Origin of the sequence: Oculatella sp. FACHB-28, from assembly GCF_014696015.1 — a bacterium.
Taxonomy (GTDB): domain Bacteria; phylum Cyanobacteriota; class Cyanobacteriia; order Elainellales; family Elainellaceae; genus JAAUTN01.
The window spans coordinates 70,678-84,550 of sequence record NZ_JACJPJ010000106.1; the positions used below are offsets into that span (position 1 = coordinate 70,678).

At 50.5% G+C, this 13,873-nt stretch carries 12 protein-coding genes; 8 read left to right on the forward strand and 4 right to left on the reverse strand.

The window, feature by feature from the left end; translation table 11 throughout:
• Positions 1–19: 19 nt before the first annotated feature.
• Together H6F88_RS31070 and ntcA are read right to left on the reverse strand one after the other, a co-directional pair.
• A complete protein-coding gene (locus H6F88_RS31070) occupies positions 20–1,501 on the reverse strand; it encodes a DUF3084 domain-containing protein (protein WP_190646689.1) in 1,482 nt (493 codons plus the stop codon).
• Between the two features lie 69 nt (positions 1,502–1,570).
• Complete coding sequence (gene ntcA / locus H6F88_RS31075; RefSeq protein WP_190646690.1) at positions 1,571–2,245, reverse strand: global nitrogen regulator NtcA; 675 nt, start codon at positions 2,243–2,245, stop codon at positions 1,571–1,573.
• 379 nt (positions 2,246–2,624) lie between these two features.
• Between ntcA and fabI the strand changes: the two genes are divergently transcribed.
• The 3 genes from fabI (at position 2,625) to nei (ending at position 5,061) form a co-directional block, all read left to right on the forward strand.
• The gene (gene fabI / locus H6F88_RS31080; protein WP_190646691.1) at positions 2,625–3,401 is read left to right on the forward strand and encodes an enoyl-ACP reductase FabI; all 777 of its coding nucleotides are present in this window, start codon (positions 2,625–2,627) and stop codon (positions 3,399–3,401) included.
• Between the two features lie 181 nt (positions 3,402–3,582).
• On the forward strand, positions 3,583–4,236 hold the full coding sequence (gene hisB, locus H6F88_RS31085) for an imidazoleglycerol-phosphate dehydratase HisB (protein WP_190646692.1): 654 nt from the start codon (positions 3,583–3,585) through the stop codon (positions 4,234–4,236).
• Complete coding sequence (nei, locus tag H6F88_RS31090; RefSeq protein ID WP_190646693.1) at positions 4,237–5,061, forward strand: endonuclease VIII; 825 nt, start codon at positions 4,237–4,239, stop codon at positions 5,059–5,061.
• A 5-nt stretch (positions 5,062–5,066) separates the two neighbouring features.
• On the opposite strand, the gene H6F88_RS31095 is transcribed toward nei, so the two are convergent.
• Complete coding sequence (locus tag H6F88_RS31095; RefSeq protein ID WP_190646694.1) at positions 5,067–5,951, reverse strand: M48 family metalloprotease; 885 nt, start codon at positions 5,949–5,951, stop codon at positions 5,067–5,069.
• Between the two features lie 193 nt (positions 5,952–6,144).
• Between H6F88_RS31095 and H6F88_RS31100 the strand changes: the two genes are divergently transcribed.
• From H6F88_RS31100 to H6F88_RS31110, 3 genes are all read left to right on the forward strand, one after another.
• Positions 6,145–6,783 (forward strand): cold shock and DUF1294 domain-containing protein, encoded by a 639-nt coding sequence (locus H6F88_RS31100; RefSeq protein ID WP_190646695.1) that lies wholly within the window; start codon positions 6,145–6,147, stop codon positions 6,781–6,783.
• A gap of 22 nt (positions 6,784–6,805) precedes the next feature.
• Positions 6,806–8,236, forward strand: a complete 1,431-nt coding sequence (locus H6F88_RS31105) for a cobyrinate a,c-diamide synthase (protein ID WP_190646696.1) — start codon at positions 6,806–6,808, stop codon at positions 8,234–8,236.
• A gap of 271 nt (positions 8,237–8,507) precedes the next feature.
• Positions 8,508–8,678 carry a hypothetical protein gene (locus H6F88_RS31110; protein ID WP_190646697.1) on the forward strand — a complete coding sequence of 57 codons (171 nt, stop codon included), beginning with the start codon at positions 8,508–8,510 and terminating at the stop codon, positions 8,676–8,678.
• 187 nt (positions 8,679–8,865) lie between these two features.
• On the opposite strand, the gene H6F88_RS31115 is transcribed toward H6F88_RS31110, so the two are convergent.
• Positions 8,866–10,209 (reverse strand): tetratricopeptide repeat protein, encoded by a 1,344-nt coding sequence (locus H6F88_RS31115; protein WP_190646698.1) that lies wholly within the window; start codon positions 10,207–10,209, stop codon positions 8,866–8,868.
• A 286-nt stretch (positions 10,210–10,495) separates the two neighbouring features.
• Between H6F88_RS31115 and purD the strand changes: the two genes are divergently transcribed.
• Entirely contained in the window at positions 10,496–11,785 is a 1,290-nt protein-coding gene (purD, locus tag H6F88_RS31120; RefSeq protein ID WP_190646699.1) for a phosphoribosylamine--glycine ligase, read from the forward strand.
• Between the two features lie 99 nt (positions 11,786–11,884).
• Positions 11,885–13,855: a two-component system sensor histidine kinase NblS gene (nblS, locus tag H6F88_RS31125; protein WP_190646758.1), complete on the forward strand. Its 1,971-nt coding sequence runs from the start codon at positions 11,885–11,887 to the stop codon at positions 13,853–13,855.
• Positions 13,856–13,873: the final 18 nt, after the last annotated feature.

Here is a 13,873-nt window from a genome sequence, read left to right on the forward strand (position 1 = left end):
TCATTCAGTTGAACTGTTCCTAATTATTCCGATCTGAATTGTTCCGGTCTGAATTGCTTGGGTTAGGGGCAGGCTGTTCCAGTCTGGGCGGCTGCGAGTCGGGTTGTTGTGGAACAAATAAGGGCGATGATTGCTCTGTCCCAAATAAAACCTGACCGTCTCGAACTGCAACTAGCTCTAACCTAACTGGACCCGCAGTATAGGTGATGTCTGAGGCGATCGCCTGGATTTCAACAGGTTGATTGTATTGCTTTACCTGCCGCAGAAAGTTGATCAAAGTTTGAGTTCGACCATCTGCAATTTGAGGTATATCGAGCAATATGCCTGCCTGTCTGGACCGAAACTGGGAGGCCGCTGCCAATAGCCTAATTCGGTCAAGCAGTTCTTCGTCCGTGGCAGCGGATGGATTGACAGAAACGGACGCTACAATTTCTCCATCTAAAAATACAACCTGATTGGGGGTGGCAGCCGCAAACACCTGAATACAGGATTCCCCAGCTACGACACACGGTTCTCCCACGACATAGTTGCCTGCCGAAAGAATCCGCACAACATATTCCTGTCCATCCCGAATTTGACTGACTAAACGCTCAACCTCAGCATTTGTAATATCGATGACTTGCTGATCTAAGTTATCTGCATCAGGTAAGATTTCTTGGACTGCGACTCGATTAGCCTCTAGTAATAGTTGATAAATTACCTGAGGCGCGACAGCCGGATCAACAATGCGAAAGGCACGAGATACAAGAGCTTGATTTCGCAGGAGAGCAACGTTGCCCTGGCGTAAGCCTTGAAACTCTCGCTCAAGAGATTGCACCTCTCGAACGAGGAATGTTCTTTGAGCTTCGAGTTGACGCAGCAGTTCTTCTCGTTCGGCGATCGCCTGATCCCGCAGCGCTAATTCTTCTTCTCGCTGTCGAATTAACTGCTGCCGCCCAACCTGAAGCTCCCGAATTTCTGACCGGAGGCTATTTGCCTGCTGTGTGACCCGACCCAGTTGAGCACGGGCCTGCTCAAAACTAGAACGGATCTGACCCAGTTGGCGCTGAGTTTGGTTAAGTTGGTTTTGAGCCTGGTTAAGTTGGGCAGCAGTTCCGGCTTGACGGGCAATCGCCGCTTCCAAATCCCGGTTAATCTGTCGCAGTCGCCTCCGGGCAGCCATTTGTTGCTCAATCGCCTGATCTCGTTGAGTCTCAATTTGCTGCTTTTCCTCGCTCACCTCTTCCAGGTCTTGGCGGGCAGTAGTTAAGTTCTCTTGAATTTCTTCATAGTCGAAAATACCGCGACGAAGCTGCTCACTTAAGGCAAACAGGAGCGCAAAAGTAGAAGCAGAAATAACGCTACCCGTGAGAACGGTAACAATCGTTGCAGTCTGTCGGGGGCGCAGGTTAAACAGGGTCAGCCGAGCTTTACCCACCCGCATCCCAAGGCGATCGCCCACCGTGGCGATCACCCCCCCCAGTACTAAAATTGCTGCAATCAGGACTAACTGAGCGGTCATCGCTGGTTAGAAACAGTCCAGATACAGCCTACTGCATTCTGAACGAGGTGAACGAGTCGATGCGTTGACTTAAGTAAATTGCTGGCTAAGGGCAACAGGATTATGAACGGTAATTTTCTTTTTGTGGATAGATATCATCTTATCTTGCCGCAGGTCACCTAGCAGACGAGTTACTGTCACGCGGGTAGAACCAATTGCCTCGGCGATCGCCTGATGCGACAACTTCAGGTCAATCGTGATTCCATCCGGGCTGGGCATGCCAAAGTCGCGGCAAAGAATCAGCAGGAAACTCACCAGCCGAGAACCCATATCTCGGTGTGCCAGCGTTTCGATCATCATCTCGGTTTGCAGAATCCGAGATGAAAGTCCCTGGAGCATCAGCATCGACAGCTCAGGGTTATCTTTCAGCGCCTTCTCAACCTGCTCAATTGGAACCGAGAGCAAATCAACAGGTGTAAAAGCAACGGCGTGGTAAAACCGATCAGAGCGATGTCCCGTGATTAGAGACAATACGCCAAACACGCTGTTTTCTCGCAGCAGAGCAACCGTAATTTCCTCTCCAGCCTCGTAGACTCTGGACAGTTTCACGGCTCCTTTGAGCAAAAAATAGACGCGCTCAGCGGGATCACCCGGAAAGAAAATAGTCTTACTTCGATCAAACGACTCCACCACAGGCGGAAAAGCCCCGCCACTCAGCTGCCGAAATACATTCGCTAGCGGTGGTCTATCTTGCGTCACTACCATACCCTCGCCCTACCCACTGTCGTATAGACTGAATCAGGTCATGCATAGATCCCCTGCTTCCTGTGAGAGATCTCTGACTTTAGAACACTAAAACTTAACTGCGAGACTGTTTTTTGTACACGACGATACAAAATCTGCCAACCTGTATCGAAAGTCCCTCAGTAAATCCACATAACTTTGCGTCGGTAGCGCTGAACTTGTTCAAAATTAAGCCAGGTTTGAGCTTTGATGAAGGGACTCGAAAGGCTTGTGTTATCTACGATACAAGGCGATCGCCCTAAAGTGAAACGACCACACCAAAACGAATCCTCTATCCTTAGATCCTAGTTTTCCAGTATTCTCCTAGTTGCGCCTAAATAAAGATTTTTCACAGATTCTCATGCTGAACTTGACTGGCAAAAACGCTCTCGTCACAGGCATCGCCAACAACCGCTCGATCGCCTGGGGAATCGCCCAACAGCTTCATCAAGCTGGAGCCAACCTGGGCGTGACCTTTCTGCCCGACGAAAAGGGACGGTATGAAAAGAAAGTGGCAGAACTGGTAGAGCCGCTCCAACCCAGCTTGTTCTTGCCTTGCGACGTGCAGAACGATGAGCAGATCGAGTCGACCTTTAAAACCGTTGGGGAGAAATGGGGCAAGCTCGACATTCTGATTCACTGCCTCGCCTTTGCCCACAAAGATGACCTGACCGGCGGCTTCAGCAAAACTAGCCGCGATGGATTCAACCTGGCGATGGACGTTAGCGCCTACTCACTGGTGCAGCTTAGCCGCGCCGCTAGCCCCCTTATGACCGAAGGCGGCAGCATCATCACGTTGACCTATTTGGGCGGTGTTCGCGTCATTCCTAACTACAACGTTATGGGAATCGCCAAAGCAGCTCTGGAAATGAATGTCCGCTATCTCGCCGCAGAACTCGGACCTCAAAATATTCGCGTGAATGCCATCTCTGCTGGCCCAATCCGCACCCTGGCTTCTTCAGCCGTTGGTGGGATTCTAGACATGATTCACCACGTTGAAGAAATTGCCCCCCTACGCCGCACTGTCACCCAAATCGAAGTCGGTAACACGGCTGCTTTCCTTGCAAGTGACCTCTCTAGCGGCATTACAGGGCAGGTTCTCTACGTCGATTCGGGCTACGCCATCATGGGAATGTAAGGAAATTTCCAGCAAACAGGATGTCTGTAGGGGCAGGTTTAGCAACAGTTCTGTTATTTCGATGCAAAAACTTCGGCAAAATCTGCCCCTACCAAGGGTTTAAATTTCCTGCCACAAATTTCCTAAGATCTTGAAGAGATAATAGAAATAGTTTTTTCACCAGCAATTTGGATTCAGGTTCATGCAAACCCGCGACCCCGCAGCGACTTCCTCAGAAAAGCGTCCTTCCTTTAATTTAGAGTTACCTGCTCGGACAGCCTCCGTTAGCCGAACAACGGGTGAAACGGACGTACACGTAAGCCTGAACCTGGATGGACAGGGAAACTGCTCGGCAGCAACGGGAATCTCATTTCTGGATCACATGTTGCACCAGATTTCCTCACACGGTTTGATTGATCTGGATGTGCAGGCAACAGGCGACCTGGAAATTGACGACCACCACACCAACGAAGACGTGGGAATCACGCTGGGGCAAGCTTTAGCAAAGGCGTTGGGCGATCGCAAAGGCATTGTCCGCTTCGGGCATTTCCTTGCTCCCCTTGATGAAGCGCTAGTTCAGGTCACGCTAGATTTCTCTGGACGCCCCCACCTCAGCTACGGGTTGGAAATTCCCACAGAGCGAGTTGGCACTTACGATACGCAACTGGTGCGCGAATTTTTTGTGGCGATCGTCAACCATTCTCAAATGACGTTACACATTCGCCAATTGGATGGGATTAATTCTCATCACATCATTGAGGCGACCTTTAAGGCGTTTGCACGGGCGGTGCGAATGGCAGTCGAAGTTGATCCCCGTCGAGCGCATACCATTCCCAGTTCTAAAGGCGTGCTGTAGATGCCGGAGGGTCCAGAAATCAAGCAGGCGGCTGACCAGATTGCAAAAGCAATTGGCGATCGCCCCGTTACCGAGATCTTCTTTGCCTTTGAGCGACTCAAGCCTTACGAACCAAAGCTAGTGGACCGAAGGGTTGTATCGGTGACTGCCAAAGGCAAAGCTATGCTAATTGGCTTTGACAACCAACTGAGCATCTACAGCCACAATCAGCTTTATGGCAAATGGGTAATCAGAGCCGCCCATGCCTATCCCGCGACAAACCGCCAACTTCGGCTTGCCATCCACAACGAGAAGAAGTCAGCCCTGCTTTACAGTGCTTCTGATATCGAAGTCTTGACCGAGCCTGAGATCCTGATTCATCCGTTTCTGAGCAAATTGGGACTCGATGTCCTGGATGAAGCGACTACGGTTGAGCAGGCGATCGCCCGCCTCCACGACAAACGCTTCTACCGTCGCAGCTTTATTTCTCTATTGCTCGATCAGGGCTTTTTCTGTGGCTTGGGCAACTACCTTCGCAGTGAGGTACTGTTTGTCGCTAAAATCCATCCTACTCGCCGTCCTACCGACTGTTCTTCTGAACAGATTGCTGCCCTGGCAGAAGCTGTCCTCTCCGTCAGCCGTCAGTCTTACCAAACAGGCGGAATTACGAATGGACTTAAGCGTGTTGCCCAACTCAAAGCTCAGGGGCAAAAGCGCAACGAATACCGCCATTACGTGTTTAACCGAGCCGACGAGCCCTGCTACATCTGTGGAACAGCGATCGTTAAAGAATTTTCAGGTGGGCGGCGATATTATTACTGTCCCACCTGCCAGCCCTGCGACTAATATTCCTAGACCGTAGCAGGTGTCCCCGCAGATTGGGTTTGCTGCGCCATCTCAATCAAACGGCGAATTCGCTCTTCGGTGGGAGGATGAGTCCGAAATAGCGTTTGCAGTCCCTCTGCTGATAGGGGATTGACGATCAGCAAAGGCGACATGGCCGGATTGCCGTGCATCGGGATTTGGTGTCCGACTTGCTCCAACTTTTCTAACGCACTAGCCAAAGCCGTCGGATTTTGGGTAATTTGAGCTGAACCTAAATCTGCGGCAAATTCACGGGTGCGCGAAATCGCCATCTGAATCAGAGCAGCAGAAAGAGGAGCCAGCACAATCAGGAATAGCAGCCCAATTGGGTTTGCGCCCCGACGGGTATCGCGCGTCACGGGACCATACAATGCACCAAGGGTGAGGATGCGTCCGACAAACGTGACAGCGCCTCCCAATGTCCCTGCAACGGCTTGGGTGAGGGTATCGCGGTTGCGAATATGAGTTAGCTCGTGCGCCAAAACGCCCTCTAGCTCCTCAGGAGATAGTAAGTTGAGAATCCCTTGTGTGACAGCAACAGCAGCATGATTGGGATCGCGGCCTGTAGCAAAGGCGTTAGGCGACTCCGTTGGCACCAGAAACACCTTTGGCATGGGAATCTCTGCACGATCGCTCAACTTAGCAATCATGTCGTACAAATCAGGCGCTTGCTCACGGGTAATGGGCTGAGCTTGATAAGAAGCTAGGGCTGCCTGGTCAGAAAAATACCAGGAACTTAAGCTGGTGAAAGCGGCGATCGCCAACCCCAAAAACAGTCCTTGCTCGTCACCAACTAAATAATAAGCAACTAAAACAATTAGTCCGCTCAGCAGTCCCAACAGAGCCGCTGTCTTAATTTGATTTCCAAACATACTTCACCTGATTCACGTTGAAAAATTCGTATAGATAAGCCTTAGGATCCCAAACTGGAGTTATCTTTGGGTCTACCAGGTGGGTGAAAGACTCTATATCTGAGGTCAGGACTTATAACAGTAATTGAAATTTGTTGTCATCTGGATCTTGAGCTGGGAAGACTCTGAAATAGTCATGAAATGAGGCTGTTGTATGGAACCTGTTCTTGTTAAAGGGCAACTGATAACCTGGAAAGATGCTAAAGGTTTTGGTTTCATTCAACCGGCTGATGGAAGTCAAGAAATTTTCTTGCACATTTCCGAAATAAAAGACTCCACTCGCCGCCCGAAAGTAGGTGACACGATTTACTACTATGCTGTAGCTGAAGATGGTAAATTTCGCGCTCACAAAGCTTTTATCTTAGGAGCAAGACGTAAGCCAACTTTGACCGCTTCGAGAAATAAGGCTTTATCTAGCGATGTATCTCTCTCTCCATTTCCAGTATTAGAGACATTGCTGCTGTCGATTTTGCCCCTCGTCGGGTCATTGCACTTTACTTGGGCAACCGCCAATCCGCTTCCACTCATTCTCTACCCTATGATGAGTCTGTTAACTTTCGCTTTATACGCTGACGATAAATCTCGGGCAAAGCGAAGAAGCTGGAGAACACCAGAGAAGACGTTACATTTATGTGAACTAGCAGGTGGATGGTTGGGAGGATTTGTAGCCCAGCGAAGACTCCACCACAAAAGTAGCAAGGAGTCTTATCAGTTTGAGTTTTGGGTGATTGTTGCACTTCACTACATCGCCTGGTTGGGCTGGTTATTTTTTGGCAAGTTCATAACAGCTTGATCTCTAGCAAAGTGAATTATCTATGGCTTTAGCGATCGCCGGAGAGCGCAGTGGAGTCGGCAAAACAACGATTACGCTGTCTTTGCTGGCAGTTCTACGGCAACGACAGTTAAGCGTGCAGTCTTTTAAGGTTGGACCGGATTACATTGATCCCATGTTTCACCGCTACGTGACTGGGCGAGCATGTCGGAACTTAGATCCCGTTTTAACCTCCGAGGTTTATGTGCAGCAGTGTTTTGCCCAACATACCCAGACTGTGGATTATGCGCTGGTAGAAGGCGTGATGGGACTGTTTGACGGTGCAACGGGAGTGGATGACACTGCCAGTACTGCTCACATTGCCCGTTTACTCAACTTACCCGTGCTATTGGTAATCGATTGCAGCCGCTTGTCGCGCTCTGCCGCAGCGATCGCCCTGGGATATTGCTCCTTTGATCCCCGGCTTCAATTTGCTGGACTCGTGTTGAATCGAGTCGGTAGCGATCGCCACTTGGAACTGCTCAAAGCCGCTCTAGAACCGCTAAACCTTCCTATTCTTGGTGTTTTTCGTCGCCACGATGACATCACCATCCCCGATCGCCACCTGGGACTAGTTCCTACTGCCGAACTGCCAGTCCTGGATAGCCTAATCAAACGTTTAGCAAACTTAGGAGAAACCTGCTTCGACTGGTCGCGCCTCCTTCCCCTCCTCAAAGCTCAAAGCAATTCCCCACCTCCGGAAAGCACCACAGTTTCCAGCCAAAGCCCTATTACCCTCACCCTAAATTCTTCTCCTCAGAGAAAAGGGCTTTCAACCTCCAATCCTCAGCCTCCAACCCGTATCGCGATCGCCTACGATCGCGCTTTCAGCTTCTACTACGCCGACAATTTTGACCTGCTAAAGCAACTAGGTGCAGAGCTAGTATTCTGGAGCCCACTGGCTGATCCCGGTTTGCCAGCAGGGGTGCAAGGGCTTTACCTGGGGGGCGGTTTCCCAGAAGTATTTGCCGCAGAGTTAGCAAACAATCAAGCTGCTCAGCAAAGTGTCAGGCAAGCCATTCAAGCTGGAATGCCAACCTATGCCGAGTGTGGGGGTTTGATGTATTTGTGTGAGCAAATTACTGATTTTGCAGGACAGTCCTGGGAGATGGTGGGCATCTTGTCAGCGACAGCCAACATGACAGGACGGTTAACCTTGGGTTATCGACGGGCGATTGCGCTGCACGACAGCCCCCTACTGCCAGCAGGATCAGAAACTTGGGGACACGAATTTCATCGTTCAGCCTTAAGTGCCAAATCAGCATTGCCTTTATATCAGCTTCGAGGGTATGATTCCGACAGCTTGATGTATCTAGAAGGGTGGCAATCGCACCAGCTTCATGCTTCTTACATTCACCTGCATTGGGGAGCGCATCTCGAGATTCCGGCTCGCTTCTTGACCCGTTGTCTTGAATTTGGTGAACTGCAGAATTAGTTATTTCGGCTTTACACAATCTGAAATGCAGCTTCAGGGTTTGTAGCTTCGAACATATTTCACAAGAAGATATCGATTTAGTAAAACCGGGCGGTTTTAGCAGCGATCGCCCATATGCAGAAAGTATATTTTGGTAAAGCTGTCAAGTTTGAAAATACGGAAAGATTGCCCGTTTATTCACCCTAGTGGAGGAAACAATAGGGTGAGGTGCGGATGCGCTTTCAAGGGCTAAATTTGACAATAGCCCCAATAGGTTGAGGAGGGGAAGGCAATGAGTACAAAACTAATTCAAGCCGCAGCAATCACTTTCTTGTTACATCTGCTGATGGGGGTTAGCGCACCTCGTGTAACTCAGACAACACCAGGAGCTTCAACGTTAGAGCTGACTCCTCATACTGCCGAGTTTCCTAGAGAAGGTGAACAATTAAGAATACAGAATTAAGAGTTGAAAATGATGAGTTTAAACTCTTAGTTTTTAACTTTAGTAATTTTCAGCTTTTTGATTGCAATCTTTCAAGCTTTGCAGAGACGCAATTCATTTTGTCTCTACAAGAAATTTGGCTAGGATTACTCCCGAAAATGTACGGGTGAACCGTCGTAGTCCCTACTCTTTTTCCTGATTAATTGCTCTAGTTGGGCTGGGCCGGCTCAGGATTGCCTTGGGCAGGCGGTTGGCTGGCGGCTTCAATCTGCTGGGTAAAGTAACTTTCTCGGTAGCTAAGCTGTCGTGCTAGTTCCAAACCGCGTCGGAAGGCAGCGATCGCCTGATTGGTATTGCCTCGTTCGAGTTGAAGCTGACCAATCTCATCGTAAGCCTGCATGATGCCGTAACTGTTGTAGGACTGTTGCTCTACGTCAATCAGCAATTGGTAAACCACCAGCGCATCATCGGGGCGATCGAGTGAGCGGTAGAGGTCGGCTAATTTTTGCAATGCTTCGCTGGCATAGGCATACTGCTGTCCTGAACGTGCCACCGCAAACGCTTCCTGATAGTTAGTTGCGGCTCGGTCAGGGCGGTTCAGTGCCCGGAAGCTGTCAGCGATCGCAATTTTCAAAGGCGGAATCAGCGCATATTCCTGACGTCCTTGGTAAACGCTGACTAACTCTTCCTGCGCAGCGATCGCTTCCTCGGGCTGGTTGTTTTCCTGGTAGATGTAAGCCAACTGCTGCAAATATTCCACTTCGCGGGGGCGATCGCCTCTGGCGCGAGCAAGGGTCAGTAGCTCCTGGTAAGCTACTGCTGCCGAGGTATAGTCAAACCAGGCAAGGTGCAGTTCTCCCAGTGCTGTCAGGGTATCTTGCTCAGTAGCTGCATCGCCCTGCTGCCGAGCCCGGATCAAAATCTGGTCATATAGCGTTACGGCTGGGTCAATTGCCCGCATTGTCTGGTAAGCCTGGGCAATTCTGAGCAACAAATCAAAATCGGGTGGTGTTTCAGCCTGCACTTCTTGTTCGATCTGTTGCAAGCGTTCGGTAATTAACCGAGTTTCCGTCGTCTGGTTTTCTCGCCAAGCAATTTCTCCAACCCGACTGAGAGAGTCTACTTCTTCCTCGACTCCCAAGACCCGCCGCAGTCGCAGTTCTCGATTCAAGATTTCAAAGGCTCCTGCTGGGTTTCCGGCAGCAAGCTCTTGCTCAGCCTGCACGCGCAATTCGTCCAGGGCAGTTGCCAAAACTCGCCGCTCTTGAGGGCTGAGAGGGCGATCGATAATCAGTTGGGGAAACAGGGGATCAGATTCGTCAATCTCTAGGGGATTGGGCGGAAACTGTTCTTCTTCCTCTTGTTCTTCTTCCTCTTGTTCTTCCTGTTCCTGGTTTTCTTCCTCTTGGGCGATCGCAGCTTGGGGAGCAAAAGAACGGAATTCCAGTGCTCCTAGAAGGGCGATCGCCAGCGGTAGGGCACTCAAATATTTGTAAGGAAGCCGTTTCAGAGAATCTATCTGAAATTTGCGTCGAGCAATACGCAACCCCATATCCCTCCTGAGAGAACGACTTAATTTAACTGCTGGCAGCGAAAAAAGCCTGTTAGAAACCCACCGCACCATAGCTTACCTACCGCACCATCCAGCCGCATCACACATTAGTTTAAACATTCATGTTTGGAATTTACACAAGTGCGCTACGCTACTATAGCGGTTTTCAACTGTATTCAGAGTGATGGGTTAAGCGGTGCTAACCTTAATGCAATTCGATACAGTTTTGTTAGCAACAATCTGTTGACATTCCGTTGACACTACTTAGATACCAACAGGGGATAGTGTGAAGGTTTTGGTGGTTGGCAATGGAGGGCGTGAACATGCCCTCGCCTGGAAGCTCTTGCAGTCTGCACGGGTTCAGGAAATCTTTTGTGTTCCCGGTAATGGTGGCACCGCTCGGATGGAACGCTGCCGTAATCTGGCAATGTCAGTTACTGCATTTGAAGGCATCGCGCGTTTTGCTCTGGTCAACAACATTGGTCTAATTGTGGTTGGGCCAGAGGTGCCGCTAGCCGCTGGGATCACGGACTACTTGAAAGAGCAAGGGCTAACGGTGTTTGGCCCGACGCAGGCAGGCGCACAGATTGAGTCAAGCAAAGCCTGGGCCAAAGAGCTTATGCGAGAAGCGGGCATTCCAACGGCTGAGTCGGCTGTGTTCACAGATGTGCGAAGTGCGATCGCCTATATCGCTTCTCGACCTGTGCCGATTGTCGTGAAAGCCGATGGACTGGCCGCAGGCAAAGGCGTGACCGTTGCCGAAACAACCCAAGAGGCAGTCGAAGCGATTGAGGCAGCCTTTGGCGGACAGTTTGGTGAGGCGGGTCAGCGCATCGTGATTGAGGAATTTCTCACGGGGCAAGAAGCGTCTGTCCTGGCCGTCACAGACGGTTTGACGATTCGGGCTTTACTACCCGCTCAAGATCACAAACGCATTGGTGAAGGTGATACGGGTGCAAATACAGGCGGCATGGGAGCCTATGCCCCTACCCCAATCGTCACACCTGCTTTGATGAACCGAATTCAGCGAGAAATTTTAGAACCGGCGATCGCCACCCTTAACCATCGTGGGATCGACTACCGAGGTGTTCTCTACGCTGGACTGATCATTACGCCAGCAGGCGACCCCAAAGTGATTGAATTTAACTGTCGCTTTGGTGATCCTGAAACACAAGCTGTTTTGCCGCTGCTCGAAACTCCTCTGGAAACCCTGATGCTAGCCTGCGCCCAACAGCGTCTTGCTCAGCTTCCACCCCTGACCTGGAAGCCTGGAGCTTCTGCCTGTGTCGTGATTGCGGCAGAAGGGTATCCCGATACTTACAAAAAAGGTAGCCCCGTTACAGGCATTGAAGCCGCAGAAGAGTCTGGGGCAGTGGTTTTCCATGCGGGCACTAAGCTCAAACAGCAGCAGCTTGTTGCGGATGGAGGACGCGTCTTAGGCGTAACCGCAGTAGGGGACAGCTTGGAAGAGGCGATCGCCAAAGCCTATCGAGCGGTTGACTGCATTGAATTCGACGCAATGTACACCCGCCGCGACATTGGGCACCGGGTCCTCACCGCCAATCCTTACCTTTAAGAACATGTAACAATCTAATAAAGAACGTAAACAATACAAACAGATTATGATGGTAAGTCTCTAGATGTCTTGCCGACCCCTCGCTTCGATGGTTGTACCTTGCTAGCCTTCCTCATCAAGATCAGAGAAATCATTGCCCGCTGGTGGTCTGATTTTACGCTTCAGACTCGTCTCATGGCAGCGGCAACCCTAGTCGTGTCGCTGATTATGAGTGGACTCACCTTCTGGGCAGTCAACTCGATCCAGCAAGATGCTCGACTCAACGATACCCGCTTTGGGCGTGATTTGGGGCTGCTGCTAGCAGCCAATGTGTCCCCCCTAATCGGGGACGACAACCGCACCGAGCTAGCCCGATTTTCCCATCGCTTCTACAGCAGCACCTCAAGTGTGCGCTACATGCTCTATGCCGATGAGGATGGCAACATCTTTTTTGGCATTCCCTTCTCTGAGTCAGAGGTGCAAAACTCTCTGTCTATTCGGCGGCAGATGAAGCTGCCTGACAACTATGCCAGAAACATTGACTACCCCATGGTGAGACAGCACCTCACTCCCGATGGTGAAGTCACTGATGTGTTTGTGCCGCTCAATCACAACGGCAAGTACTTGGGCGTGTTGGCGATCGGCATTAACCCCAACCCCACGATTGTCACTTCTTCTCACCTGACACGAGATGTGACGATTGCCGTTTTTGTTTCGATCTGGGTGATGGTGATCTTGGGTGCCGTTTCCAACGCTTTGATGATTACCCAGCCGATCAAAGAACTGCTGGTCGGGGTGAAAAATATTGCCGCTGGCAACTTCAGGCAACGGATCGACCTGCCATTGGGTGGAGAGTTAGGAGAACTGATCCTCAGCTTCAACGAGATGGCGGAGCGGCTAGAGAGCTACGAAGAGCAAAACATTGAAGAACTGACTGCTGAAAAGGCCAAGCTAGAAACCCTGGTTACCACGATCGCCGATGGAGCCGTTCTACTTGACAACAACATGCACGTCATTCTCGTCAACCCAACTGCCCAACGGCTCTTTGGCTGGGAAGGCAATGAACAGGTGATTGGCGAAAACGTCCTGCAGCACTTGCCCGAAACGGTCAAAGCTCAATTAGCTCGACCGCTGTACGAAATTGCCGCAAGTGAATCCTTGGTTGAAAACCTTCGCGATCGCGAAGGCACCGAATTTCGCATTACCGTTCCTGGCGCAACCAGCCGGACGGTGCGAATTTTGCTTACGACCGTGCTAGACCAGGCGCGAGAAAACGTTCGAGGACTGGCGATCACTGTCCAGGACATTACCCGCGAAGTAGAGCTAAATGAAGCAAAGAGCCAGTTTATCAGCAACGTTTCCCACGAACTGCGAACACCGCTGTTTAACATCAAATCTTTTATCGAAACGCTACATGAGTATGGCGAAGATCTGAGTGAGCCAGAACGTCGCGAGTTCTTGGAAACCGCTAACCGGGAAACCGATCGCCTGACTCGTCTGGTCAATGATGTGCTAGACCTCTCGCGTCTAGAGTCCAACAAACGCTATCACTTTGAAGCGGTCGAGCTAACCCAACCGATCGAGCAAACCCTTCGAACCTATCAGCTAAATGCCAAGGACAAGGGCATTGAACTGATCCAGGAGATTGCGCCGAATTTGCCACCTGTTCTGGGCAACTATGATTTGCTACTTCAGGTGTTAGCCAATCTAGTTGGCAACGGACTCAAATTTACTAAATCTGGAGGACGGGTTGCGATTCGAGCCTATCCACTAGCGACAGAACAAAGCTCGGCGTCACCGCTTGTACGAATCGAAATTTCTGATACTGGCATCGGGATTGACCCAGAAGATCAGGAAGCTATTTTCGATCGCTTTTTCCGAGTTGAAAACCGCGTGCATACCCTCGAAGGCACTGGATTAGGACTGTCCATCGTCAGAAACATCATTGAAAAGCACCATAGCTCAGTCCGCTTAATTAGCGAAGTGGGAGTTGGTACGACCTTTTGGTTTGACCTGGCAGTGTACCAAGATGCCCCCCTTCCAGACATGCTCCCGCAAGGGGAAGCAGCCTTAAGCGGAACGGGAATATGAGTCTCAGGTGAAATGTGC

Excerpts from the sequence above, each read along its gene's own strand:
- H6F88_RS31100 (WP_190646695.1), top strand. The coding sequence starts at position 6,145 with ATGGAACCTGTTCTTGTTAAAGGGCAACTGATAACCTGGAAAGATGCT.
- fabI (WP_190646691.1), top strand. The coding sequence starts at position 2,625 with ATGCTGAACTTGACTGGCAAAAACGCTCTCGTCACAGGCATCGCCAAC.
- hisB (WP_190646692.1), top strand. The coding sequence starts at position 3,583 with ATGCAAACCCGCGACCCCGCAGCGACTTCCTCAGAAAAGCGTCCTTCC.
- H6F88_RS31110 (WP_190646697.1), top strand. The coding sequence starts at position 8,508 with ATGAGTACAAAACTAATTCAAGCCGCAGCAATCACTTTCTTGTTACAT.
- H6F88_RS31070 (WP_190646689.1), bottom strand. The coding sequence starts at position 1,501 with ATGACCGCTCAGTTAGTCCTGATTGCAGCAATTTTAGTACTGGGGGGG.
- H6F88_RS31105 (WP_190646696.1), top strand. The coding sequence starts at position 6,806 with ATGGCTTTAGCGATCGCCGGAGAGCGCAGTGGAGTCGGCAAAACAACG.
- ntcA (WP_190646690.1), bottom strand. The coding sequence starts at position 2,245 with ATGGTAGTGACGCAAGATAGACCACCGCTAGCGAATGTATTTCGGCAG.
- H6F88_RS31095 (WP_190646694.1), bottom strand. The coding sequence starts at position 5,951 with ATGTTTGGAAATCAAATTAAGACAGCGGCTCTGTTGGGACTGCTGAGC.
- H6F88_RS31115 (WP_190646698.1), bottom strand. The coding sequence starts at position 10,209 with ATGGGGTTGCGTATTGCTCGACGCAAATTTCAGATAGATTCTCTGAAA.
- nei (WP_190646693.1), top strand. The coding sequence starts at position 4,237 with ATGCCGGAGGGTCCAGAAATCAAGCAGGCGGCTGACCAGATTGCAAAA.